Below are 25,022 nucleotides of genomic sequence, written 5' to 3' on the forward strand. Positions count from 1 at the left end.
ATATGAAAACAATGATCACCAAGGCACTATCGGTTCTGATGTTCGCCGCTGTTTTATCTTCTTGCAAAAAAAATAATAGAGAGGTTATTCCTGAAAACCCTGGAAACTATATACTGGCAGTTACACCGGTTGCCCAAACAGGGAAAGCAGATTACCTGGTTACTGCAAGTAGCCTTGAAGAAGGTAAAGTATCCATCATCGGTAATGGTGTGGAGCAAGACGGTACTTACCGTTACTATGTTACCTCTGGTACAAAATTCTTTAGCATGCTTTACGGTCGTGGCAACCCTGGTGCGGTTACGGTTTATGATGTTAAAGAGGGAAAGATCAGTAAATTAAGTGATTTCACTGCAGCAACTGTTCATGCTTTCGCTCCTGTAAATAAGGATATTTTAATGGTAAAAGTACCAAGAGCTTATGCAGCTACTGGACCTACTTTAGCGAACTGGTATATTGTGAGCACAGAAACTAATGTACAAACTTCAGAGGGTACATTGGATGCTGTTGCTGCTTCTCAAAACGGAGAGATTGCTCACTTTAGTTGGATTAAGCAGGTAGGAACCAAAATTTTCGCTCCTTTTTTCAGCATTAAAAACAATAGTTTCGAAACAGACTATCCCGATTTCGCTGGTATCGCAGTTTATTCTTATCCTACTATGCAATATGAGAAAACAATTAAGGATACCCGTACAAGCTTTATCGGTAGATACTTTACTGATGGTTTGGCTGTAGTTGAAAATGGGGATATTTATGCTTTTTCTTCTTCCGTAGCACAAAAAGGTGGTGTGCTGACTTCTACTAAACCATCATCTATTACCCGCATTAAAGCTGGTACAACTGAATTTGACCAGACTTATTTAATGAACTTCGAAACGGCTTCTAATGGATATGTAATTACGAACTGGTTATATGTTGGTCAAAATAAATTCATTGCTAACCTGGAGGTAAAGGCTACAACTGGAGCTTATGTTGATGGCAAGCGCCTGGCAATTGTAGATGTGGTGAACAAGACTGTATCAATGGTAACTGGTTTTCCTGACGCTGCTAGCATCGTAAATGTGACTGTAAATAACTACAGCCCTAAAGATGGAAAAACTGGTTATATGGGTGTAAACCTGACAGATGGTACTACCTGGGTTTACAAAGTGGATGCTTCTACTAACACGGCTACAAGAGGACTTAAAGTTGAAGGTGGATTGATTACTGCTATTCAGCATGTAAAATAATTCCTTCATCAAAAAATACAATTTATAACACCAAACGAATAAAACAATGATACCGGCAACTAAAAATACCCTAGCAAAAAAGAAGAGCAAAGATTCACTCTTCACCAGAATCAACAAATGGCTCCACCTTTGGTTGGGCTTGGCTTCCGGAATCATTGTTTTAATTGTTTGTTTAACAGGTTGTATCTGGGTGTTTAATGAAGAAATTAATAATTTATTGGCGCCGGAAACAAAGATTGAAAAACAGGATAAACCTGTTATTAGCCCGGCACAGTTATCGGCCATTGTGGCCCGTGATTATCCTGATAAATTACCCGCTTATGCCAGTTACCAGCAAGGCCGTACCATCGATCTAAATTTGAAAAATAAGGTTGAAAAGAAGGAAAAAGGAGCCCGTGGTGGTGGTAGAAGAGGAGCTGGGATTACCCTTAAAATTAACCCTTATACCGGAGAGGTTGTCAGTAAAGAAGTTCGGAAAAAAGGCGAAACTGACTTCTTTATGTTTATTTTGAATGGCCATCGTTTTTTATGGATGCCCTATGAGATTGGCAGACCTATTGTAAATTATGGGACAATGATTTTTGTGGTATTATTGATTACGGGACTGATTTGGTGGTATCCAAAGAAATGGAACAAGTCTACAACTGATAAGAGTTTTAAAATCAAATGGGGTGCTTCTTTTAAGCGTGTAAACCTTGATTTGCACAACGTTCTGGGCTTTTATTCGCTGTTATTTTTATTGGCTATAGCGCTCACAGGAATGGTTTATGGTATAAAATGGTATAGTGAAGGCTTATATTGGGTAACTTCTGGAGGTGAGCCACTAGCGGAGTTTAAACGTCTGGAATCTGACTCTCTGCAAGCTAAGAAGTTCTATACACCAGAACGGGCTATGGATTTAGCCTGGAATAAAGTGATTACAAAACATCCAAAATCTCAGGGCTTTTACCACAATTTCCCTGATACTTCGGCCGCAAAAGCCACGATTAACATTACTGTATATCCAAATACAGGACAATTTTACAACAGTCAGGGTTATACATTTGATCAGCATACTTTAGCGGAGCTTAAGCGAGAGGATGTATACAATGCCGAGTATGCAACAGCAGGCTTTTCTACCAAATTGCGCAAAATGAATTATGATATTCATGTAGGCAGTATTTTAGGGTTTCCGGGAAAGGTTATGGCTTTTTTGGCTTCTTTGATCGGTGCAAGTTTACCGATAACTGGTTTTTTAATTTGGTATGGCAGGAAGTTTAAAAAGAAGAAGAAGGTCCTGAAAAAGGTAGATATATCCGCTGAAAATAAAGTTCAAGAAAGTAAATCGTTAGTGCAAAAAGAGGTTCTTCAAGATTAGTAAACCATTGTTCTTCGCAAAAAATATCGGTTTAATCTGATTTTAGTGCCGGTTGATCTCAATTAACATTTGTTAACATCATAATTTCTAAAATTCGCTTCATCAACATGATGTTGAGCTTTAGAAATGTTAAACATTTAAATCAATTGCGATGAAAATCTCTACAAAAACCGGTATTAAAAATTTGAGTCAGCTTATTGCTGTTACTCTTTTGCTGTTTAGTTTATTACTGACATCTTGTTCGAAAGAAACGGAGACAACTGCATATGCTTACCTGAGTGTTGCAAATGTATCTCCTACTTTGGGTACCTATAATATTTACCTTGATGGTACCAAATCCAATACCTCCGGAGCAGTAGCTTTTGGTGGGATATTGGCTTATAGCACCCTTACGGCAGGCAATCACACCTTAAGTTTTACAACGGAAAGTAGCGTTAATGTATTAGCGACTAAAACCGTAAGTCTGGAAGAGAATGGAGTCTATTCAGCCTTTTTAATTGACAAAGGAAATAATCTCGATGTTTTACTGATAAAAGATGAAATCAACGTTGCTTCTACAGAGAAAGCTTTCATAAGGTTCATTAACTTGTCGCCCGATGCGCCTGAATTGGATTTATCAGTTAGCGAAGCTGAGACGTTGATTAGTGGTAAAGCATATAAATCAGCAAGTGCTTTTCAGGCAATTGATCCAAAAACGTATTCTTTTGAGCTTAAAGCTAACGGAATTGTTAAAACAATACTAACAGATCAAACCCTTACCGCGGGGAAATATTATACGATAATTGCCAGGGGCTTAACTACTGTTGGTGATATTGATCAGCCCTTTGGGGCCCAGCTAATCACTAATCTATAAACGGATTAGGATGAGAAAAGAAATATGGCTTATGGTGATTATGGTCGTAATTACCTATACAGCAAAGGCCCAACGGCCGCTACGAACCGATGCTACAATAAGTGGATTCTATACCACCTCAATGGATAAGATATTAGATACCATTATGGCTGGTTCTGATCTCAAAATTGTCTTCGACAGGAGCCTCGTGAGTAAGTATGATGTTGTAGATCGTTTTAATAATGAAAATGTGAAAGATGTAATCTTCCAATTGTGTAAGTCAAACAAGCTTTATTATTGGGTAGATGCAGACATGACCGTGTATATCATCCGAGTTCCGGAGGACGTTGCTCGCTTAAAGAAAATGAGGCAAAATATGGAGGTCGGACGAGCAAAGTCATTTCAGATTCAAAAATCTGAGGATGTAGGTATTCAACCTACGCTGGAGAAACGAAAAAGCGACCCCTTTAACATTACAGGGCGAATTATTGATCGCGGCAGTGGAGAATCTCTTCCTTCTGCGATTGTACGGGTGCAACATACCGGTATCATTAGTAATACCAATGCGGATGGTTATTTTACACTTATTGCTGTCCCCTCCGATACCTGTAAGCTTGAGGTGAATTATGTTGGTTATCAGCGTGAAACCTATTATTTGAATAAGGACAACATTAAAAAGGAGTTGATTATTGGTCTTTACCCCGCTTTAAAAACACTAAATGAAGTGGTGATTACAGATAAGCGTAGTGAGGGCTTAATGAGTACCGACAAGCGGAGGGTAAGTGTATTACAAATTTCCCCTTCAAAACTGGAGGAATTGCCGAATATAGGGGAGAAAGATATTTTACGATCTTTTCAGTTGATGCCCGGTATCAGCGCCAGCAATGAATCTTCTTCAGGTGCATATGTTCGTGGTGGTACACCTGATCAGAACCTGGTACTTTTTGATGGCTTTACCGTTTATCAGGTGGATCATCTTTACGGTTTTTTTAGTGCTTTTAATAGCAATGCAGTTAAGGATGTGACGATGTATAAAGGTGGCTTTTCTGCAAAATACGGGGGAAGACTATCCAGCGTAACAGATATTGTGGGCAAGGAAGGCAATAGTAAGGAAACTAATATTGCAGGTGATTTAAGTCTGCTGAGTGCGAATGTATTTGTTGAAAAGCCTTTGAATGATAAGTCGACCTTGTTGCTGGCTTACAGGCGTTCTTATCAGGGACCTTTGTATGACAAGATCTTTAATAAATTCAACACCAGCACAGCTACGACAAATGGGGCTGGCGGTGCAGCGGGACCAGGCCCTGGTGGGCCGCCAGGAGGTGGGGGTGGTGGTTTTGGCGGAAATGCAGCTTCAGTAAGTACACCCTCCTCTTATTTCTATGATCTAAATGCAAAATATACCTATGCACCTGATCAGAAAAATAGGTTTTCCTGGAGTATCTACCAGGGAAATGACAATCTGGATAACAGCAGAAGTTTAACACTCCCATCTGCAATAAATAATGGCAGAGCTATAAACATGTCTGATAAAACGACCTATGGTAATCTTGGATCCAGTTTTAAATGGTCTAGTAAATGGAACTCTAAATTATACTCCAATACATTACTCAGTTATTCAACTTACCATAGTGAGAGAGACAATAGCTCTAAAGTTACTGTGCAGGATGAGGATGGTAATGACGAGGAAATCAGTACGGGTACTTTCGAAAAGAATAAGCTTAAGGATTTTAGTTTAAAGTCCGATTGGGAGTACCAACTGGGGGCAAAGGTCAAAGTTTTGTTTGGGGGTTTTGCATCCCAGCAGCATGTAACCTATGAAAGTAGTCAGAGTGATACCAGTAAACTGATTGATCAGAACACTTCGGCAATTACATCAGGAGCATATGGAGAGCTGGAAAGTGATCTGACCGACAAAATTCAGGTAAAAGGAGGACTAAGAAGTACACTATATGACCAGACGGGTAAATTATATTTTGAACCTCGTTTTTCTGCCACTTATACTTTAACTGATAAATTAACTTTAAAAGCATCAACCGGCAAGTTTTATCAGTTTACCAATAGAGTACTTAGAGAAGATATTCTTTCCGGAAGCCGTGATTTTTGGGTGTTATCCAATGGCAGTTCTATACCTGTTAGTTCGGCAAATCACTATATAGCCGGTTTTAGCTATGAAACTGGTCAGTTTTTGATTGATATTGAGGGTTATTACAAGCAACTGGATAACTTGTCTGAATATTCGCAAAGACTAACTGGTAGCCGTAGGCCAGGTCAGAATGTTACCCTTGAGGAGCATTTCTACAACGGCAGTGGTTATGCCAAAGGCCTTGAATTTATGCTTCAGAAAACAAGGGGTAAGTATACCGGCTGGATCAGTTATACCTTAGCCAATGCAACCAATAATTTTGATGCTTATGGTGGCGAATTTGCTGCCAGCCAGGATACACGTCATGAGTTTAAATCGGTAAACTTATATCATTACGGTAAATGGACGTTCTCCGCAACTTGGATTTTTGCCACAGGCAAACCTTATACAGCGCCATTAAGTAGTTATACCATTAATGATTACAGTGGTAACAGCCATACATTTTTAACGATCAGCGGAAAGAATGCTTTGCGTATGCCTGACTATCATAGGCTGGACGCCTCAATTACTTATGACTTGATTAAGGTAGATAGCCGTAAGACCGGTAGTATTGGATTCTCTTTATTCAATATTTACAACCGATCTAACGTTTGGTACAAACAATACAATATTGTAAATAATCAGGTGGTTACTTCCAATGTTAATTATTTAGGTCTTACTCCCAATATCACACTTAGCTTAAAATGGAAATAGTAAAACATATTAAAAGTAGCGCTACCGTTCTTGTAGTGGTATTTAGCTGCCTCTTAGCGTGTAAGAAGGAAGATGCTGCAATAGCAGATTATAGTCGTCCTGTGGTACAGGCTTACCTTGTTCCGGGAAGTCCTTTACAGGTAAAAGTGTATTACCAAAAATATTTGGATGACACGATTTCTTATGGCTTTCCCCTTAAAGATTTACAACTCAAAGTATCTGACGGGACAACTACTGTATCACTAACTGAAAAGGCAGCTGGGGTATATGAATATGCTGATGCCGGGTTTGTAAAAGACAAAGGAACATATGCCTTAAGCTTTACTTACCTGGATAAGACGATAAGTGCACAGACTACAATGCCAGAGAAGCCAGTAGCGTTTACGGTATCCGCGAGCAGTCAGAAAGTGCCCGCGTTTTCTTTCGGTACAGAACCTGAGACTTTTGTGCCGGTTACATTTAAATGGAATAACAACGACGGAGGCTATTATATAATGATGATGAAAAATACGGACACTTATCCAACGCGCATTAATAGCCGTGATACCAGACCATATGCGGATTCAGAAGCAATTCTGGGTCAGGTGTCTACCTATCAAACTCAGCAGATGATGTTTAATTTTTCGGGAAACTATAAGGTACTGCTCTTTCGGATTAATAAGGAGTACAGTGATGCATTGAACAGTGGCGGTGGGACTTCCTTAAATCTGACTAATCCTTTTACAAATGTTCAGAACGGTTTGGGTATTTTTACAGCCATGCAGGCAGATACGGTGGATTTGTTGGTCTATCAATAAATTATTATTCTACATTTGAGCTTTCAATGGAAAAATCAAGATACAAACGTTTACTGAATGCTTTAGTTCCATTATTGCTGTGGCTAGTTGTACTGAGTCTGCCTTTCTTCTCGAGGGTGGCGAATCTACCTCCAGAGATGCGAAATGGTTTTTTAAAAAGTCAGTTGTTAACGAATAGTCTTTTAGTGGTTGTATTCTATGTTCATACCTATTTTATCTATCCCGTGAGGGAAAGGCAATACGGAACATTGATTTATATCGGACTATTATTGGGGTGTTTAGGCTTGTTTATTGTGGCTAACAACTTCTTAATGCCGGAAATGCCCAGGTTTGCAAGGCCTCATTTTCCGCCACCAGGAATGATGCCCCCGGGAAAAAATGGACAGAGATTTATGCCGGGGCCGCCAATCTCTATTTTACCCTTTGCTTTTGTGATCATGGTGAGTTTTTGCTACCGGTTATACACTGATAAACAAGATCGTGACAGGCTAATTGAAGAGCGGGAACGTATCCATTTGAAAACTGAGTTAGAGTTCTTGTCCTCACAGATTAGTCCTCATTTTATGTTTAATTTGCTGAATACATTGGTTTCCATGGCCAGGAAGAAGTCAGAATTGTTGGAACCTTCGCTGATCAGGCTATCTCAATTGATGCGCTATATGTTATATGATAATAATGCAGCTCAGATCAGTCTGGCTAATGAGGTAGAGTATCTTAAGAATTACATTAATCTACAACTGCTGCGTTTTGGTGATGATGTGAAAATTAATCTTTACCTATCTGGCGCTTTTGAGCGCTATACAATTGCGCCAATGTTGTTGATACCCTTTGTAGAAAATGCATTTAAGCATGGTATAGGTACACTTGAAGACCCAATTATTGATATTTTACTCTCTATTCCGGAGGATAAAGATGAGCTACATTTGGTAGTTGTAAATGGCATTGCTCCACAGGGTATTTCTGCTCAGGAAAGTTCATCGGGTATAGGGCTGGCGAACGTTCGCCGAAGATTAGAACTACTTTATCCCAATCACCATTTATTTATTATTACACAAACATCAGATACCTTTACCGTTAAACTTCAGATAGATTTATAGTATGAACTGTATATTGATAGATGACGAGCGTCCTGCCTTGGAGTTATTGGAAGATAATATCAAACAGATTCCTTTTTTAAATATTGTTGCGGCTTGTCGTAAGCCTATGGAGGCTTTAGAGCTATTGAAAACACTGCAAGTTGACCTGATGTTTTTAGATATACAGATGCCGGGTATAAATGGCCTGGATTTGTTACGTTCCATCAATAATCCGCCGATGGTGATACTGGTAACAGCCTATGGCGAACATGCTCTGGATGGTTTTAACCTGAATGTGGTAGATTATCTGGTAAAACCTGTTCCTTTTTCCAGACTTTTAAAGGCTGTTCAGAAAGCTCATGACCTATTTCAACTTAGGCAACCTACAGGCAGATTATCTGCTCAGGAAAATGACCATGTGTTTGTAAATGCCAACTACTCATTGGTTAAAATTATAATACAAGACATCACATTTATTGAGGGGATGAAAGATTATGTTCGCATAAATATTCAAGGAGGTAAGCCCGTAATTACCCGGATGGGCCTTAGAAATATAGAAGAACGCTTAGGGACAGAACGTTTTATGCGGGTGCATAAATCATACATTATTGCACTTGATAAGATAGAATCTGTGCAAAAGTCGCAGCTGGTGGTAGCGGGGATAGAAATTCCGATAGGGGAAGGATACAGGCAAGATTTGCAAAGATATATCTCTGATAAGAATTTGTAAGTTATTTACAGTTTTTTAGATCTGTGGCTACGGATTCAGTTGTATACATCCCCTGTTTGTTACCAAAAGAATTGCTAATGTAAACTAGTAATTGGGCAATGTCAATGTCGTATAATTCTGGAAATGCAGGCATTGTACCCTCATATTTTATCCCATTTATCACAATAGAGTCTTTTATGCCATTTTTTATATAACAGGCTAACTTTTCCCTGTTGGACTTTAGGAAAACAGAGTCGGTAAGTGGTGGGGTTAGAGTACCCAGACCTTCGCCTTTGGCACCATGGCAATTTTGACAATGCTTAATATAGAGGTCCCTGCCATTCACATAATAGACATCTTGTTTAATCTGTCCGGCATCCTGACATGAATAGATGATGGTAGCTAACAGCAATAGAAATAACGTACCAATCAGGAACCTGCGCATAGCTTATTTTTTATCTTCTGACAATAAAACCGGAATGTCTTTCATCAATTGAGCAACTTGCTTAGTATCTGTGCCATCGTAAGCACCACGAATACGTTTTTGCTTGTCAATCAGTACCAACCAGCCTTGGTGTATATAACCTTCTTTAGCGGTGCTATCTTCAATAACAGCTACCAGGTAGTCTTTTTCAGCAATTTTATAAACACTGTCTTTACTGCCGTATACAAATTGCCACTGCCCATTGTCTACTCCTAATTTCTGTGCATATTTCTTCAATACAGAAGGGGTATCATATTTAAAGTCGATGGTATGTGAAAGGTACATGACCTCTGGATTGTCTTTATATTTTTCAAAGATTTCCTTCATGTTGCGATGCATAGTCGGGCATATTGTGGTGCATGAAGTAAAAAAGAAATCAGCAATATATATCTTGTCCCTAAACTTGTCATTGGTGATGGTAACACTATCCTGATTCAGAAAACTAAAGTTAGGTATAGTTTTGTACACGGTGTCTACACCAGAACTGCCATCAGGCTTTTTAACAGTTTCTACTGTTCTTGGTCCTAATATTGGTAACTTTTTTTCGCCTTGACAAGAGGTTATTAAAACAATGGCGGCAGCGAATAAAGATAGTGGGATAGAAATTTGTAGCTTCATAAGAATAATGATAATTGAAGAAGGGCAAATGTAATTAAAATGAAATTAACCCTACCGTTTTGATAAGGTATACTATTGCCATAAAAGCGTCATGAAATAAATTATGGCCTTTTTTTGTGGCATTGTGGCTTGTTTTAGATTTATGGCACAATTGGGCATCTGCTTTGAACAGCCTGCTGATAAAAATGAATTTATCATGGAAAATCAAATGATTTTTGTACGTGTTGCTACTTTAAATGATGTAAGGTATGCAGATGAGATATCGAAAGAGACAGAGGAGTCGGCCCTAGCGCGGGGCTCAGGTATATCAAAACGTAGCGTTGAATCGCTTGCCGCTAAGATGAGAGAAGGGAAAGCTGTAATTGCAGTTACGGGAATAGGTGAATGGGTTGGCTTTTCTTATTTTGAAGTTTGGGAAAGTGGTAGGTATGTATCCAATTCGGGACTGATCGTTGCGCCAAAGTTCCGTAATGCAGGTGTGGCAAAGGCGATTAAGGAAAGAGTATTCCGGATATCCCGTAGGATGTATCCCGATGCTAAAGTGTTCAGCATTACATCAGGAGCGGCGATTATGAAGCTGAATAGTAGATTGGGATTTGAGCCTGTCAGCTTTGCTGATATTACACAGGACAGTGGTTTTTGGGAAGGCTGCAAGAGCTGTGTAAACTACGACATCCTTGACAACAAGAAGCGATGCAATTGTTTGTGTACTGCTATGCTTTTTGATCCAGAAAATGAGAAGGTAGCGCTAACTGTAGCGAAACCTGTCGTTGAGAAATCGATGATGATATTGGACTGCGTAGCTTATCCAAGGCATAGTTTGGTGCTTGATGCTACGGGAACAGATGCACTATGCACAGCCTTAACCGACATTAAGTGGTTTAGTGAATATGTTTTTCCGATAGAAGGGAATCTTCCAAACCCAGTAAACATGAAGGTTAGTGGTGGACTGCACAGTTTTACGGTAGAGATTAGCTATGATCACAGTTATACCGCAAAAGAAATTTTAAATGTTATTAAAAATCATACCTGGTGTAAATTCACAATTAGGGATGAAGCGCTTAAATTGCCGTTGACTAATGACGTTTATAACGACAGTTTTGTCTCGAATAATTACTAATATTGTTGAAATTATCAGCTATGCAGCACACGGTTCTAATTATAGATGACGAGAAAAAGATATGCAGCCTTTTAGCGCGCATTATAGAACTGGAAGGCTTCAAAGTTTTTCAAGCTGGCACCGGAAAGGAAGGGCTAAAGATTCTCGCTAATAATGAGATTTATGTAGTGATCAGCGATGTAAAGCTTCCTGATATTAATGGTGTAGAGCTGGTTAAAGAAATCAAGAAAATCAGGCCTTATGCTGAGGTGATTAACCTGACAGCTTTTGGTACCATTGCGGATGGGGTAATGGCGATCCGTAATGGAGCTTTTGATTACATCACCAAAGGTGATGATAACGATAAGATCATTCCTTTGGTTTATAAGGCGCTTGATAAGGCGAAGCTTCAGTATAGAGTAAGCGAATTGGAGACTAAAGTAGTTAAGAAGTATAGTTTTAGTGGCATCCTGGGTCAATCTAAGGCAATACAAGAAGCTATAAATCTTTCACAAAAGGTAGCCGCAACAGATACGACAGTCCTCTTACTGGGAGAAACTGGTACAGGAAAGGAAGTCTTTGCCCAGGCTATACACTATGAAAGCTTGCGTAAACTGAAGCCTTTTGTGGCAGTAAATTGTAGTGGGTTTAATCATGAATTGTTGGAAAGTGAATTGTTCGGCCATAAGGCTGGAGCTTTTACTGGCGCCATTAAGGATAAAAAAGGATTACTTGAAGAAGCCAATGAAGGAACGATCTTTCTGGATGAAATAGGAGAGATGAACCTGGACTTACAAGCTAAGTTATTGCGGGTTCTAGAGAATCAGACTTTTATTAAGGTTGGAGATACGCAGACCAGTAAAGTAAATGTACGAATTATAGCCGCTACCAATAGGGACTTAAAGTTAGAAGCCGAAGCTGGTAAATTTAGGCTAGACCTTTATTACAGGCTTTCCGTATTTTCTATTGAATTGCCATCTTTATCACAGCGAAAATCAGATATTCTTTTGCTTGCCAGACATTATTTAAAGGAGTTTGCCAATAAGGTGAATAGGCCTGGTTTTAAGATGGATGATGATTTTGAAGAACTTCTGCTGAAGCATTCCTGGAAAGGTAACATCAGAGAGTTGAAAAACGTAATGGAGCGTGTGGTGATTTTGGCTGATGGGCCATTGCTAAGCGCGAATTTGCTGCCGTATGAATTTCATGCAACGGAAGTCGCTACCGAAGGTGATATGATGAAATTGGAAAATGTAGAGAAGCATCACATCGATAAAATACTTAAGTATACTGGGGGTAATAAAACGGAAGCTGCTCGATTGCTTGGGATTGGCTTAACTACCTTATACAGGAAAATTGAAAATTAAGCTATAAAAAACAGCCCATACTAAACTAATAGTACAGGCTGCCAATTAACGCTCTCACCACAAATATAAGCCCCTTAACATGAAGATTTCATGAAGATGGAATTAATGTATATTGTAGAATTAAAAATTAACGCTGAATATGGTACGACAAGAAGTTCTCTTTACAGAAGATCAAAGGTTTAGACAATGGTGGCTTTGGCATATAAGCATTACAGTTGGGATGTGATTGATAAATACTATATCAGAACATATAGTCCATTAGGAGAATATGGGGGCTGGGGTATTCGTTATAGCATGTCCGGTCAAGGAATGGCCTATAATGTATCTGGTAATAAAGGATTGCAGCTGGAACTCAATAATGGTAAGAAGATATTGATAGGTACCAATAATCCGACTGAACTTGAAGCAGCCCTGACTAAGTTAAAATAAATAGACCTCACCAAAACGATAAAAAACCCTTCCATTTTGGAAGGGTTTTTTGTTTTGTACCCTGAAACTTATTCTTGTTTTATGTTATTATTTGCTGATAATCAGCTAGTTGTGTGATGTTCTCTGATTGTGGTATGCCAATTGGCTATTGCTCATCTAAAAACAACACAATTATGTTAACAATCCTCCTTCTGCTTGCCCTGCTGCTACTCTGCTGGGTGTTTTACAAATCAATCGACTGGTTCGAAAAAATCTAAGAAATCATGATCGCATTATTCATTATCGCATTAGCCGTATTCATCTATATGATTTACGTGCTCATTAAACCCGAAAAATTTTAATTAATAGCTATGAACACTGAATTACTTGGAATTATTGCTACCTACCTGCTTACGCTGGCTATAGCCATTCCACTGGGAAAATACCTTGCAAAGGTTTTTGCCGGAGAGAAGGTCTGGACAGACTTTCTAAAACCTATTGAAAACGGCATATTCAAATTGTCTGGGATCAACCCCAAAGAAGAAATGAATTGGAAACAGCATTTAAAAGCGTTACTAACCATTAATATGGTTTGGTTGGTATACGGATTTTTTGTGTTATTGTACCAAGATAAACTGCCGCTAAATCCTGATGGAAATCCGGGAATGTCGCCGGACCTTTCCTTTAATACAGTAATCAGCTTTGTCGTAAACTGTAACCTACAGCACTATTCTGGCGAAAGTGGCGTGAGTTATTTAACTCAGCATTTTGTATTGATGTTCTTACAGTTTGTAAGTTGTGCGACAGGTATAGCCGCTGCGGTGGTTTTATTTAAAGCTTTTAGAGATAAAACTTCTGCTAAGCTGGGTAACTTCTGGGATTTTTTTGTGAAATCAATCACTCGCTTGTTACTGCCAATGTCTTTAGTTATCGCTTTAATTTTAGCTTTTAATGGTACACCAACTAGTTACGAAGGTAAAGATCAATTTATATCGGTACAGGGTGATACGGTAAATGTATCTCGCGGTCCGGCTGCTGCATTTGTGGCTATCAAACACCTCGGTACAAATGGTGGTGGATGGTTTGGCACAAACTCTGCACATCCATTGGAAAACCCAAGTTATCTGACTGCGATGGTTGAGTTGTTTGCTCAGGTCGTTATTCCTATTGCTATGGTAATTGCTTTTGGTTATTTCATCAGACGCAGAAAGTTAGCCTGGATGATGTTTGGCGTAATGACTATTGGTATGCTGCTCTTGCTTATCCCAACGCTTAGTTCAGAGCTTGGTGGAAATCCAGCCCTCGCAAAAATGGGGATTTCTCAGACCACAGGGGCTATGGAAGGTAAAGAGGTTCGTTTTGGGCCCGCCTTATCGGCTTACTGGAGTACGGTTACGACCATTATTTCCACTGGTTCTGTAAATAGTATGCACGACAGTACCATGCCACTTACAGGCGTTTGGCAACTGTTAGGTATGATGATCAACTCCTTCTATGGCGGTTGCGGGGTAGGTATCCTCAATTATTTCATCTATCTGATTATAGCCGTATTTATATCCGGATTAATGGTTGGACGTACACCCGAGTTTTTGGGACATAAAGTTGAAGCCCGAGAAATTAAAATAGCCGCGTTGGTTACTTTGTTGAGTCCGTTTTTAATTCTAGCAGGTACAGCAATCGCCAGTTATGTATTTACCAATTATGGGGAGGCAGCCTGGGCTGTGCAACCTAAGAACTGGCTAAACAACCCTGGCTTTCACGGATTCTCAGAAATGTTGTACGAAATGACTTCATCTAATGCCAATAACGGGTCAGGATTTGAAGGCTTAGGAGACAATAATGTGTTCTGGAACGTAGCTACTGGTTTTGTATTGATGCTAGGTCGTTTTTTACCTATTATAGGACCTATAGCCATTGCAGGTTTGTTAGGTGCTAAAAAGTACATTCCTGAATCTGCTGGTACATTGAAAACAGATACGCTGACTTTCAGTGTGATGATCTTCGCCGTTATCGTGGTGCTCAATGCCCTTTCTTATTTCCCTGCACTGGCTTTAGGTCCATTGGCAGAATACTTTACGATGCTTAAATAGAAAATATTCAAATGAAAACTTCTAATAAATTATTTGAACCTGCTTTAGTGCAAACTGCATTAAAACAATCCTTTATCAAGCTGGATCCACGGGTGATGGTTCGTAACCCGGTGATGTTTACTGTTCTAATTGGTACAGTGATAATGGCATATGTTACGATCTACTCCCTTACCCATACTTCTCAGGGTTCGGCCGTATACAACTTCTTGATCTTCCTGATCTTATTGCTCACTGTTCTTTTTGCCAATTTTGCAGAGGCAATTGCCGAAGCCCGCGGTAAGGCACAGGCCGATAGTTTGAGGAAAACAAGGGAAGAAACACCAGCAAAAGTATTGTTAGCCAATGGAAATATAGAAATCCGTTCTTCCAATCTGCTTAAAAAAGGTGATGTATTTGTGTGTACCGCAGGTGATACGATACCAACTGATGGAGAAATCATCGAAGGCATTGCTACCATTGATGAATCGGCCATTACCGGAGAATCTGCTCCTGTGATTCGTGAATCTGGTGGTGACAAATCATCTGTAACCGGTGGTACAAAAGTGCTCTCTGATGAGATTAAAGTGCAAGTGAACACGCAGCCCGGAGAGAGCTTTCTGGATAAAATGATTGCGCTTGTAGAAGGAGCATCCCGTCAAAAAACACCCAACGAGATTGCTTTAACCATCTTGTTGGCCAGTTTTACGCTCGTGTTTATCATTGTATGCGTTACCTTAAAGCCATTTGCTGATTACGCCAATACACCGATTACAATTGCAGCATTAATTTCCCTGTTTGTATGTTTAATTCCTACCACGATTGGCGGCTTACTTTCTGCCATCGGTATCGCCGGAATGGACAGAGCATTGCGTGCCAATGTGATCACTAAATCAGGTAAAGCAGTAGAAACGGCTGGTGATATTGATGTGTTGCTGTTAGATAAAACAGGCACCATCACTATCGGTAACCGTAAGGCAACCAATTTTTATCCTACAGCAGGCGTGATGATTAAAAACTTTATGGATGCCTGTGTATTGAGTTCTCTGGCAGATGAGACTCCCGAAGGGAAGTCTATCGTAGAACTTGCAGGGGGTCAAGATACCCATGTTTTGACTACAGCACCTGAAGGCGCTAAGTTCATCAAGTTTACAGCCGAAACCAGATCGAGTGGTATTGATACACCAGATGGTAAACGAATTAGGAAAGGGGCTTTTGATTCGATTAGAAACATCGTTCTGACGGCAGGCAACCCTTTCCCTATGGATATTGAGGATCAGGTAAAAGCCATAGCTAGTAATGGTGGAACGCCATTGGTCGTTGCCGAAAATGAAAAAGCATTGGGGGTAATTGAATTACAAGATATTATAAAACCAGGCATTAGCGAGCGTTTTGAACGCTTGCGTAAAATGGGGGTAAAAACAGTGATGGTAACTGGTGACAATCCACTTACTGCTAAGTTTATCGCCGAAAAAGCTGGTGTTGATGATTTTATTGCTGAGGCAAAACCTGAAGATAAAATGAACTACATCAAAGAAGAGCAAGCTTTAGGTAAGCTGGTAGCGATGATGGGTGATGGTACCAATGATGCTCCCGCTTTGGCACAAGCTGATGTTGGTGTGGCCATGAACAGTGGAACGCAAGCCGCTAAAGAAGCTGGTAACATGGTGGATTTGGACAATGATCCGACCAAGCTGATTGAGATTATTGAAATAGGTAAACAGCTGCTGATTACTCGTGGTACACTAACTACCTTTTCTATTGCCAATGATGTGGCCAAGTATTTTGCCATTGTGCCAGCATTGTTTATCGCATCTATTCCTGCTTTGGAACATTTGAATATCATGGGCTTGCATACTCCGGAAAGTGCGATTCTATCGGCGGTAATTTTTAATGCCATCATTATTCCCTTCTTGATTCCTCTGGCCTTAAAAGGTGTGGCTTATAAGCCCATAGGAGCTACTGCACTGTTGCGTAGAAACCTGTTTATATACGGATTAGGAGGTGTTATTGTGCCATTTATTGGCATCAAGTTAATTGATTTGTTTGTTGGATTATTTGTTTAAAACATAAAAATATCATGAAAAAGTATTTGTTACAATCTATACGCCTTACCGCAGTTCTGTTGGTGTTGTTGTGCGTTGTATACCCCTTAATTGTTGCCTTTGCAGGCGGTTTTTCTAAAGGAAATGGGGGTGGAGAGAAAATCACTAAAAACGGTAAAGTAGTTGGTTATGCTTTAATTGGGCAGAACTTTAGCAAACCAGAATATTTCTGGGGCAGACCATCGGCAGTTGGTTATAATGCTGCCGGATCAGGAGGTTCTAATAAAGGTCCATCCAACGAAGAATACCTGGCTGTGGTGTCGGGCAGAATTGATACCCTATTAAAATACCACCCTTATTTGAAAAAAGCAGATATACCTGCTGATATGGTAACTGCATCGGGTAGTGGTTTAGATCCTAATATCTCTGAACAAGCTGCAATCATTCAGATTAAAAGAGTTGCTGCAAATCGTGGTCTTACCGATAGGGCCGTTGCAGAACTTGTCGTAAAAAATACGGAGGGCCCTTTGCTGGGCATGTTTGGTCCCTCAGTTGTAAATGTCTTAAAATTAAACCTTGCCCTTGACGAATTAAAAAAATAAAATGAAGAAACTATTATTGCTTACAGCGGCCTTAAGTTCGGCCGCTTGCACTTACGCGCAGGAAGAAACCAAAATAAAAGTAACGGGTTACCTGGAGACCTATTATGGATACGATTTTAACAGGCCATCGGATAACAACAGACCGGGCTTTATTTACTCGCACAACCGCCACAATGAGGTGAATTTAAACCTTGGCTTTATCAAAGGAAATTACGACAACGGGGCGATTAGAGCCAATGTAGCTATCATGGCTGGTACTTATGCAAATGCCAATTTAGCTGCAGAACCGGGAGTATTAAAAAACGTTTTTGAAGCCAATGCAGGTATCAAGCTCTCTAAAACAATTAATTTATGGGCAGATGCAGGTATATTTTCTTCGCACATAGGTTTTGAAAGTGCTATATCAAAAGATTGCTGGGTATTAACCAGAAATATCTCCTCAGAGAATACGCCTTATTATGAGTCTGGTGCTAAGGTGAGTTATGCAACTAATGATGGTAAATTTTCTGCAGTATTGTTATATTTAAATGGATGGCAGCGCATTAACCGCTTAAATGGAAATAGTAAGCCAGCTGGCGGTGTACAGTTAACCTGGAAACCTACGCCTAAAATTACCGTAAATTACAGTAATTATTTAGGAACTGAAGGTGCCGATGATGTTAGGGTAAAACGCTTTTATCACAATGTATACGGGATCTATCAAGTGACAGATGATTTCGGTTTAACAGTTGGGTTTGATTACGGAACGCAGCAAAAAGCTAAGGGTAGCAGCGAACGCAGTGAAGTATTGTCGCCTGTTGCCATAGCACAGTATGCCATAGCTAGTAAGTGGAAAGTAGCCGGGAGGGTAGAGTATTACCAGGATAAGGATGGCGTTTTAATTGCTACAGGTACAGAAAATGGGTTTAAAACTACTGGTTATTCGTTAAATCTGGATTATGCACCATTTAGCAATGCAGTAGTGAGATTGGAAGGAAAAGTATACGATAGTAAGGATAAGATTTTTATACGTAATGAAAATCCCGTTAATCATAACGCTGCAATTACAGCGAGCATGGCGGTTTCTTTTTAAGATCGTATAATTTTTACAGGGCTGGTTTTGGTGTGGCCGGTCCTGTATTAATATTTAATAGCATGGAAAGAAAAAAAATTGCTAAACTGATTCCTGTTTTAAGTGTTTGTTTATTGTTATTACTCGGGATTTGGTACTTAATAACTGAAGCGTATATCATCATTAAATGGTAATCCCTGATGGAAGAAGAGAATAAAGAAAGTTCCGTACGTAAATTCCTCGATCTTGTAAAGAAGTCAAGAAGGGGGAAATTTAAGGTTTATATAGGCATGAGTGCAGGAGTGGGTAAAACCTACAGGATGCTGCAGGAGGCACATGCGCTATTGAAAAATGGAATTGATATACAAATTGGATATATTGAAACACACAACCGCGAAGAAACCCAAGCTCTTTTGGCGGGAGTACCTTTGATTGCCAGAAGGAAGATATTTTACAAAGGCAAGGAGTTGGAAGAAATGGATGTGAATGCCATTATGACGCTGCATCCTGAAGTTGTTATCGTTGATGAGCTTGCTCACAGCAATGTGGAAGGGAGCAAGAATGGAAAAAGATGGCAAGATGTTGTGGATATACTGGAAGCTGGAATTAGTGTGATATCAGCGGTAAACATCCAACATCTGGAAAGTATGAACGATGATATTGAAAAGATAACCGGCATACCTATTACAGAAAGAATACCCGACAAGATTTTAGAGCTGGCTGACGAGATTGTAAACATAGATTTAACGGCTGATGAACTGATAGACCGTTTAAAGTCTGGTAAAATTTATGATAATAGTAAAATAGAACGTGCGTTAGGAAATTTCTTTCAGTCGGAAAGGATATTGCAGTTACGTGAGATGGCTTTAAAAGAGGTGGCCCATCATTTGGAAAGAAAGATCAGTTTGGAGATTCCTAAACAGATTAAACTAAGGCAAGAACGCTTTATGGCCTGTATTTCGACCAATCATGAAACTGCTAAAATTGTGATTCGTAAAACAGCAAGGTTGGCTTCATATTACCATTCCCCCTGGATAGTTTTGTATGTACAGAATGATAATGAACGGGGAGACCGTGTAAAGCTTGATTTACAACGTCATCTGATCAATAATTTTAAAATGGCGACAGAACTGGGAGCTGAAGTGATTAAGGTTAAGAGTAATCATATCACACAGACAATTATCAAAATGGCTGAAGAAAAGGAGATCACTACGATTTGCATGGGGCAGCCACATTTAAATTTATTTCAAATTATAATGAGAACTGCGATTTTTAACCAACTTTTGCGAAGTATTTCAGCCACGGAGACAGATTTGGTAATCTTATCATAAGCCTTGGGCATTTAAAACAAAATAATAATGAAGATAAAAAACAAACTTCGCCTCGGATTCGGGTTCCTATTCGTGGTGATCCTCTTTTTTGGAGGTGTTTCCTTATACTATATGAACGAAATCTCCATCAGATCGAAGGTTATTTTGAAAGATAATTACGAGACATTGAGCTTTACGAGCAATATGCGAGCTATTATAGATGAAGATTCATTGCCTTTATCGGCAAAAGCTCAGGAAATGTTTAACCAACAGTTGGAACTGGAAGGAAAGAACATTACTGAAGCAGGGGAAGGGAAGGCTGTTGCCGCATTGAAGGTGGCTTATGCCCGAATTATCGATCCAGCAACTGATTTAGCGACTAAACAGAAAGCCTTAAGTACGGTAAGATGGCAATTGAAAATAATCGATGATGTGAATATGAATGCCATTGTAAGGAAAAATGTAGCAGCACAGAAATCAATAGAAAAATCGGCCATGTATGTGATTTTTGCGGCATCTATTTGCTTTCTAATTCTGTTTTCTTTTATTGTCAATTTTCCGGGCTTTGTGGCCAATCCATTAAGAGAGTTTGCAGATGCCATACGCGAAATCAGTCGCAAAAACTATAAGCAGCGACTAGAGTTTAATGGTTCTGACGAATTTTCTGAATTGGCTGATTCTTTTAATGTTATGACTGCAGAGTTGAATAAATGGGAGAATAGTAATTTGGCGAAATTACAATCAGAGAAGCTAAGGATCGAAACCATAATAGAGCAAATGCAGGATGCCATAATTGGAGTAAATGAGAAGCAGGAAATCATTTTCTTTAACAAAGTTGCAGGCCAGTTGTTGAATCTTGATCAACAACAAGTGATAGGTGCAAATGCCATGGAGCTTAGGGAAAAGAATGATCTGCTAAACAGAATCTTGCAGGAAGATAGTGTGAGCAAACCCATGAAAATATATGCGGATCAAAAAGAGTCATATTTCCAATTGGAACGTAGAGAAATTAGGATACCTAATTACGATGATGGTGCTGAACATGCTTTGGTTGAGATAGGGAAGGCAGCCGGAGAGGTTTATATCCTTAAGAACATCACGAAGTTTAAAGAGCTAGATGAAGCAAAAACCAATTTCATAGCCACGGTATCGCATGAGTTAAAAACACCAATATCTTCTATTAAAATGAGCTTAAAATTAATGGATGACGAACGAGTGGGGCCTATGAATCCAGAACAAAAAGAATTGGTGCAGCACATTAAGGAGGATTGTGGTCGTTTATTAAAAATAACTTCCGAATTGCTTGATCTTGCCCAGGTGGAAACGGGGAACCTGCAATTGAATTTTGTAAAATCTGATCCCCGCAAAATTGCCATTTATGCGATGGATGCGGTAAGGTTCCAGGCTGAACAGAAATCTATTGAACTGGAACTGATCTCTAGAAATAATCTACCTCATATCAGTGTAGATATAGAGAAAACAGCATGGGTGCTGGTTAATTTTTTATCTAATGCATTGAGGTATAGTGCTGAAAAATCAAAGATTGTTGTTCAGGTAATTGAAAATAACAGCGCGATAGAGTTTTCTGTTCGTGATTTTGGTAAAGGAATAGAAGAAAAATATCAAAAGCGCTTGTTTGAGAAGTATTTTCAGGTACCAACCGATGGAAACAATAAATCAGGCTCTGGACTAGGCTTAGCCATATCCAAAGACTTTATAGAAGCGGAGAATGGTACAATATGGGTTGAAAGTGCAATAGGAGAAGGCAGCAGGTTCTGCTTTTCATTGCCTGTTGTAAGTTAATCCGGTTCTACAATTGGGCCAGTAGTAACTTTTGCCTCAAATTTTCCTTCAGAAAATATCTTGGTCACTTCTGTATCGTTATCTGGATCCCCCATATTGATTATGAAGGCTTTGCCTTTGATCTGAAATTCGCCTTTTATGCTTTTTCCATCAGTAAATTCGGTGATTTTAATTGTGCCTTCAGAGCCGAGTATGCTCTGTTTGAACTCTGGAGTAGTATAAACTAATAAGATATTTTCTTCACCACTATATTCCCCAACACCATGGAAATTGTTAATCAATAGAGAAATTTGCTGATCGCCTGCGGCATCCATATCCCCGGTAATTATCATTCCCTTTTCCTCTTTTGCGTGTATGCCGAATACATTTTGATTTCCCTTAGCTTCTTTGTATGCACCATCAATTTTAAAGGAGATACTGGAATTTGTATAATTGACTACTGGTATTTTTTTGCAAGATCCAGTTATTAATACCACAAGTAGTAGCAGAGCAGAAAAGCTGAGTTGTTTCATTAGCGTTATTAGATTTAAAAGCTGAAGGTAATAAAAATCAAAAGAATAAAAATAAAAAGTTTTTTACAGTACCTTAGCGGCTTATAAGTTCTTTACTTTCTTCATCAACCGGTAATGGTTTTACTTAATTGTAGATTAATAGGGAATCGTGTGTAAATCACGAACTGTCGCGCAACTGTAAGTAACATACAAAGTTTTTACCCTTAGTTTATCCACTGTTTCGAAATGAAATGGGAAGGATGGTAAAAATGTTACAAGTCAGGAGACCTGCCTTTATCGAATTGACAATGCTTTCGCGATATGAAGCACGAGTTAAGTTTGATGCATTTTAAATGCGGACATTCAATAGAATGCCTGTGTCTGTGCATTTCTATTTTTCTTCTTCTTTTATTTCCGGCAGCATTGCGATTTAAGCAAAAGAGCTTTTAACTGATCTTTTCATCAATTAAAAAGCAAGAAAATGCTAACAAACAATCTGGGCTACCCGCGTATTGGTAGTAAAAGAGAACTCAAAAAAGCCTGCGAGCAGTATTGGTCGGGCAATTCAAGTATTCAAAGTCTGGTGCAAACCGGGCGAGACATCCGTAAGCAGAACTGGGAGCTGCAAAAAGAGGCAGGTATAGACCTGATCCCTTCTAATGATTTTTCATTTTATGATCAGGTATTAGATCTATCCCTTACTGTTGGGGCCATTCCCAAGCGTTACCATGAGGTAATCTTAAATAAAGGCAATTCAGAACTCGATCTTTATTTTGCAATGGCTAGAGGCTATCAAAAAGATGGACTAGACATCACAGCCATGGAAATGACCAAATGGTTTGATACCAATTATCATTATATCGTTCCCGAGTTTTTTAAAGACCAACAGTTTAAGCTGTTTTCAACTAAGCTGTTAGATGAATACCAGGAAGGTTTAAGATTAGGTGTTAAAACGAAGCCTGTAATTATTGGTCCGGTTTCTTATTTGTTGCTGGGTAAGGAAAAAGAAGCTGGGTTTGATAGAATAGACCTGGTTAAGAACCTGTTGCCTGTTTATATTGAACTCCTTAAAAAGCTTGAAGAACAGCGCGTAGAGTGGTTGCAACTTGATGAACCCTTCCTTTCCCTGGATCTTACAGATAAAGATAAAGCAGCTTTTAAATACGTTTATTCCGAGCTTAAAAAGCAGTTCCCTAAACTGAAAATATTATTGGCTACTTATTTTGGGGCCCTACAGGATAATACTGAGTTGGCAACTTCATTACCAGTTCATGCCTTGCATATTGACTTGGTTCGTAGTCCTGAGCAGCTGAAAACAGTATTAGAATTGGTTCCGGCCAAGATGAGTCTGTCTGTTGGTGTAGTTGATGGAAGAAACATCTGGAAGAATGATTTCCAAAAGTCCCTCGTTTTAATTGAAGAAGCACTCGATAAAGTAGGGGATGACAGGTTAATAATTAGTCCATCATGTTCACTGATTCATTCACCATGTGATTTAGATCTCGAAACGAATGAAATTACCTTAATTCCTGAAATTAAGGACTGGATGGCTTTTGCGAAACAAAAGGTAGATGAGGTAATAGTATTGAAGCAATTGGCCAATGAAGAAGCGATCGCTGATGCTAAACTGGTAGCTAACTTTGAGTCAAATGAGCGACGCAGGTCCTCTACTTTGATTCATAATCCTATTGTAAAACAGCGGGTAACAAGTATTTCATCTACGGATGATCAAAGAACCAGTCAGTTTTCTACTCGTCAGGAATTGCAGGCTAAATCATTAAAACTACCGTTATTTCCAACTACAACAATTGGTTCGTTTCCACAAACGACTGAAGTGCGTAGTTGGAGGGCTAAATATAAAAAGGGCGACTTAAGTCTGGCTGAATATGATGCACTAATAGAATCAGAGACTGCAGAAACGATCCGTTTTCAGGAAGATACAGGGATAGATGTATTGGTGCATGGCGAGTTTGAACGGAACGATATGGTTGAATATTTTGGGGAGCAGTTGGCTGGTTTTGCCTTCACTAAAAATGGTTGGGTGCAAAGTTATGGCAGCAGGTGTGTAAAGCCACCCGTAATTTATGGAGATGTATATCGCCCTGTGCCGATGACGGTAAGGTGGTCTGCTTACGCACAATCCTTAACTAATAAATGGGTGAAAGGAATGCTTACAGGTCCTGTAACTATTTTACAATGGTCTTTTGTCCGTAATGATCAGCCACGATCAGCAACTTGTACACAAATTGCATTGGCCATTAGGGATGAGGTTGTTGACTTAGAAAGGGCGGGTATTAAGATTATTCAAATTGATGAACCCGCGATAAGGGAAGGATTGCCATTGCGTAAAGCCGATTGGCAGGATTATCTAGAATGGGCGGTACGTGCTTTCAGGATCTCCGCAAGTGGGGTGAAGGACGATACTCAAATCCATACGCACATGTGTTATTCGGAATTTAACGACATTATCCAAAATATTGCAGATATGGATGCAGATGTGATTACGATTGAATGTTCGCGCTCGCAAATGGAATTATTAGATGCGTTTGCTGATTTTAAATATCCAAATGAAATTGGACCAGGTGTGTATGATATTCATTCACCGCGTGTTCCAGCTCAGGAAGAAATGGTTTTTCTACTTAAAAAGGCTAAAAAAGTTATTCCTGCAAGTCAACTTTGGGTTAATCCAGACTGTGGTTTAAAGACCAGACATTGGGAGGAAACGAAAAAAGCTTTAACAGAAATGGTCGCTGCTGCAAAAGTACTGCGGGAATCTGTGGAAGAAGCTGTAACTTTGTAAAAAAAGAAAGGCAGGTGCCATGCCTGCCTTTCTTTACAGAAT

21 protein-coding genes and 1 riboswitch are annotated in these 25,022 nt (G+C 39.4%); of the genes, 18 read left to right on the top strand and 3 right to left on the bottom strand.

What is annotated here, in order from left to right; all coding sequences use genetic code 11:
* Positions 1–2 precede the first annotated feature (2 nt).
* From BLS35_RS18595 to BLS35_RS18625, 7 genes are all read left to right on the top strand, one after another.
* Positions 3–1,226 carry a DUF4374 domain-containing protein gene (locus BLS35_RS18595; RefSeq protein WP_090784304.1) on the top strand — a complete coding sequence of 408 codons (1,224 nt, stop codon included), beginning with the start codon at positions 3–5 and terminating at the stop codon, positions 1,224–1,226.
* A gap of 46 nt (positions 1,227–1,272) precedes the next feature.
* Complete coding sequence (locus BLS35_RS18600) at positions 1,273–2,583, top strand: PepSY-associated TM helix domain-containing protein (protein WP_090783957.1); 1,311 nt, start codon at positions 1,273–1,275, stop codon at positions 2,581–2,583.
* Between the two features lie 151 nt (positions 2,584–2,734).
* Positions 2,735–3,436 (top strand): DUF4397 domain-containing protein, encoded by a 702-nt coding sequence (locus BLS35_RS18605; RefSeq protein ID WP_090783959.1) that lies wholly within the window; start codon positions 2,735–2,737, stop codon positions 3,434–3,436.
* A 10-nt stretch (positions 3,437–3,446) separates the two neighbouring features.
* A complete protein-coding gene (locus BLS35_RS18610; protein ID WP_090783962.1) occupies positions 3,447–6,254 on the top strand; it encodes a TonB-dependent receptor in 2,808 nt (935 codons plus the stop codon).
* Complete coding sequence (locus BLS35_RS18615) at positions 6,245–7,051, top strand: DUF4249 family protein (RefSeq protein WP_090783964.1); 807 nt, start codon at positions 6,245–6,247, stop codon at positions 7,049–7,051. The genes BLS35_RS18610 and BLS35_RS18615 overlap by 10 nt, the downstream gene beginning before the upstream one ends.
* A gap of 26 nt (positions 7,052–7,077) precedes the next feature.
* Entirely contained in the window at positions 7,078–8,148 is a 1,071-nt protein-coding gene (locus tag BLS35_RS18620; RefSeq protein WP_090783968.1) for a sensor histidine kinase, read from the top strand.
* A gap of 1 nt (position 8,149) precedes the next feature.
* Positions 8,150–8,857, top strand: a complete 708-nt coding sequence (locus BLS35_RS18625; protein WP_090783973.1) for a LytR/AlgR family response regulator transcription factor — start codon at positions 8,150–8,152, stop codon at positions 8,855–8,857.
* A 1-nt stretch (position 8,858) separates the two neighbouring features.
* On the opposite strand, the gene BLS35_RS18630 is transcribed toward BLS35_RS18625, so the two are convergent.
* Together BLS35_RS18630 and BLS35_RS18635 are read right to left on the bottom strand one after the other, a co-directional pair.
* A complete protein-coding gene (locus tag BLS35_RS18630) occupies positions 8,859–9,281 on the bottom strand; it encodes a c-type cytochrome (protein WP_090783977.1) in 423 nt (140 codons plus the stop codon).
* 3 nt (positions 9,282–9,284) lie between these two features.
* Positions 9,285–9,938, bottom strand: coding sequence for an SCO family protein (locus BLS35_RS18635; protein ID WP_090783980.1), 654 nt, complete (start codon positions 9,936–9,938; stop codon positions 9,285–9,287).
* A 103-nt stretch (positions 9,939–10,041) separates the two neighbouring features.
* Here BLS35_RS18635 and BLS35_RS27890 point away from each other — a divergent pair, with 103 nt between their 5' ends.
* The 10 genes from BLS35_RS27890 to BLS35_RS18685 all read left to right on the top strand — a co-directional run bounded on the left by BLS35_RS27890 (position 10,042) and on the right by BLS35_RS18685 (position 21,689).
* On the top strand, positions 10,042–11,058 hold the full coding sequence (locus BLS35_RS27890) for a zinc-binding metallopeptidase family protein (RefSeq protein WP_175459614.1): 1,017 nt from the start codon (positions 10,042–10,044) through the stop codon (positions 11,056–11,058).
* Positions 11,059–11,078: 20 nt separating this feature from the next.
* Positions 11,079–12,404, top strand: a complete 1,326-nt coding sequence (locus tag BLS35_RS18645; protein ID WP_090784308.1) for a sigma-54-dependent transcriptional regulator — start codon at positions 11,079–11,081, stop codon at positions 12,402–12,404.
* 195 nt (positions 12,405–12,599) lie between these two features.
* Positions 12,600–12,833, top strand: a complete 234-nt coding sequence (locus BLS35_RS18650; protein WP_132226026.1) for a hypothetical protein — start codon at positions 12,600–12,602, stop codon at positions 12,831–12,833.
* A 263-nt stretch (positions 12,834–13,096) separates the two neighbouring features.
* Positions 13,097–13,174, top strand: coding sequence for a potassium-transporting ATPase subunit F (locus tag BLS35_RS18655; protein WP_090784311.1), 78 nt, complete (start codon positions 13,097–13,099; stop codon positions 13,172–13,174).
* A 9-nt stretch (positions 13,175–13,183) separates the two neighbouring features.
* A complete protein-coding gene (gene kdpA / locus BLS35_RS18660) occupies positions 13,184–14,902 on the top strand; it encodes a potassium-transporting ATPase subunit KdpA (RefSeq protein WP_090783986.1) in 1,719 nt (572 codons plus the stop codon).
* Positions 14,903–14,913: 11 nt separating this feature from the next.
* Positions 14,914–16,944 (top strand): potassium-transporting ATPase subunit KdpB, encoded by a 2,031-nt coding sequence (kdpB, locus tag BLS35_RS18665; RefSeq protein WP_090783990.1) that lies wholly within the window; start codon positions 14,914–14,916, stop codon positions 16,942–16,944.
* Between the two features lie 14 nt (positions 16,945–16,958).
* Positions 16,959–17,525: a K(+)-transporting ATPase subunit C gene (locus tag BLS35_RS18670; RefSeq protein WP_090783993.1), complete on the top strand. Its 567-nt coding sequence runs from the start codon at positions 16,959–16,961 to the stop codon at positions 17,523–17,525.
* A 1-nt stretch (position 17,526) separates the two neighbouring features.
* Complete coding sequence (locus tag BLS35_RS18675) at positions 17,527–18,597, top strand: porin (RefSeq protein ID WP_090783996.1); 1,071 nt, start codon at positions 17,527–17,529, stop codon at positions 18,595–18,597.
* 179 nt (positions 18,598–18,776) lie between these two features.
* Positions 18,777–19,907 carry a histidine kinase gene (locus BLS35_RS18680; RefSeq protein ID WP_090783999.1) on the top strand — a complete coding sequence of 377 codons (1,131 nt, stop codon included), beginning with the start codon at positions 18,777–18,779 and terminating at the stop codon, positions 19,905–19,907.
* Positions 19,908–19,934: 27 nt separating this feature from the next.
* A complete protein-coding gene (locus BLS35_RS18685) occupies positions 19,935–21,689 on the top strand; it encodes a HAMP domain-containing sensor histidine kinase (RefSeq protein ID WP_090784001.1) in 1,755 nt (584 codons plus the stop codon).
* On the opposite strand, the gene BLS35_RS18690 is transcribed toward BLS35_RS18685, so the two are convergent.
* Positions 21,686–22,201, bottom strand: coding sequence for a hypothetical protein (locus BLS35_RS18690; RefSeq protein WP_090784003.1), 516 nt, complete (start codon positions 22,199–22,201; stop codon positions 21,686–21,688). The two genes, BLS35_RS18685 and BLS35_RS18690, sit on opposite strands and share 4 nt — an antisense overlap.
* A gap of 98 nt (positions 22,202–22,299) precedes the next feature.
* Positions 22,300–22,491, top strand: a riboswitch (cobalamin riboswitch).
* A 170-nt stretch (positions 22,492–22,661) separates the two neighbouring features.
* On the opposite strand from BLS35_RS18690, the gene metE reads away from it, so the two are divergent.
* Positions 22,662–24,980 (top strand): 5-methyltetrahydropteroyltriglutamate--homocysteine S-methyltransferase, encoded by a 2,319-nt coding sequence (gene metE / locus BLS35_RS18695; RefSeq protein ID WP_090784006.1) that lies wholly within the window; start codon positions 22,662–22,664, stop codon positions 24,978–24,980.
* Positions 24,981–25,022 lie beyond the last annotated feature (42 nt).

Source organism: Pedobacter sp. ok626, assembly GCF_900100435.1.
GTDB lineage: Bacteria > Bacteroidota > Bacteroidia > Sphingobacteriales > Sphingobacteriaceae > Pedobacter.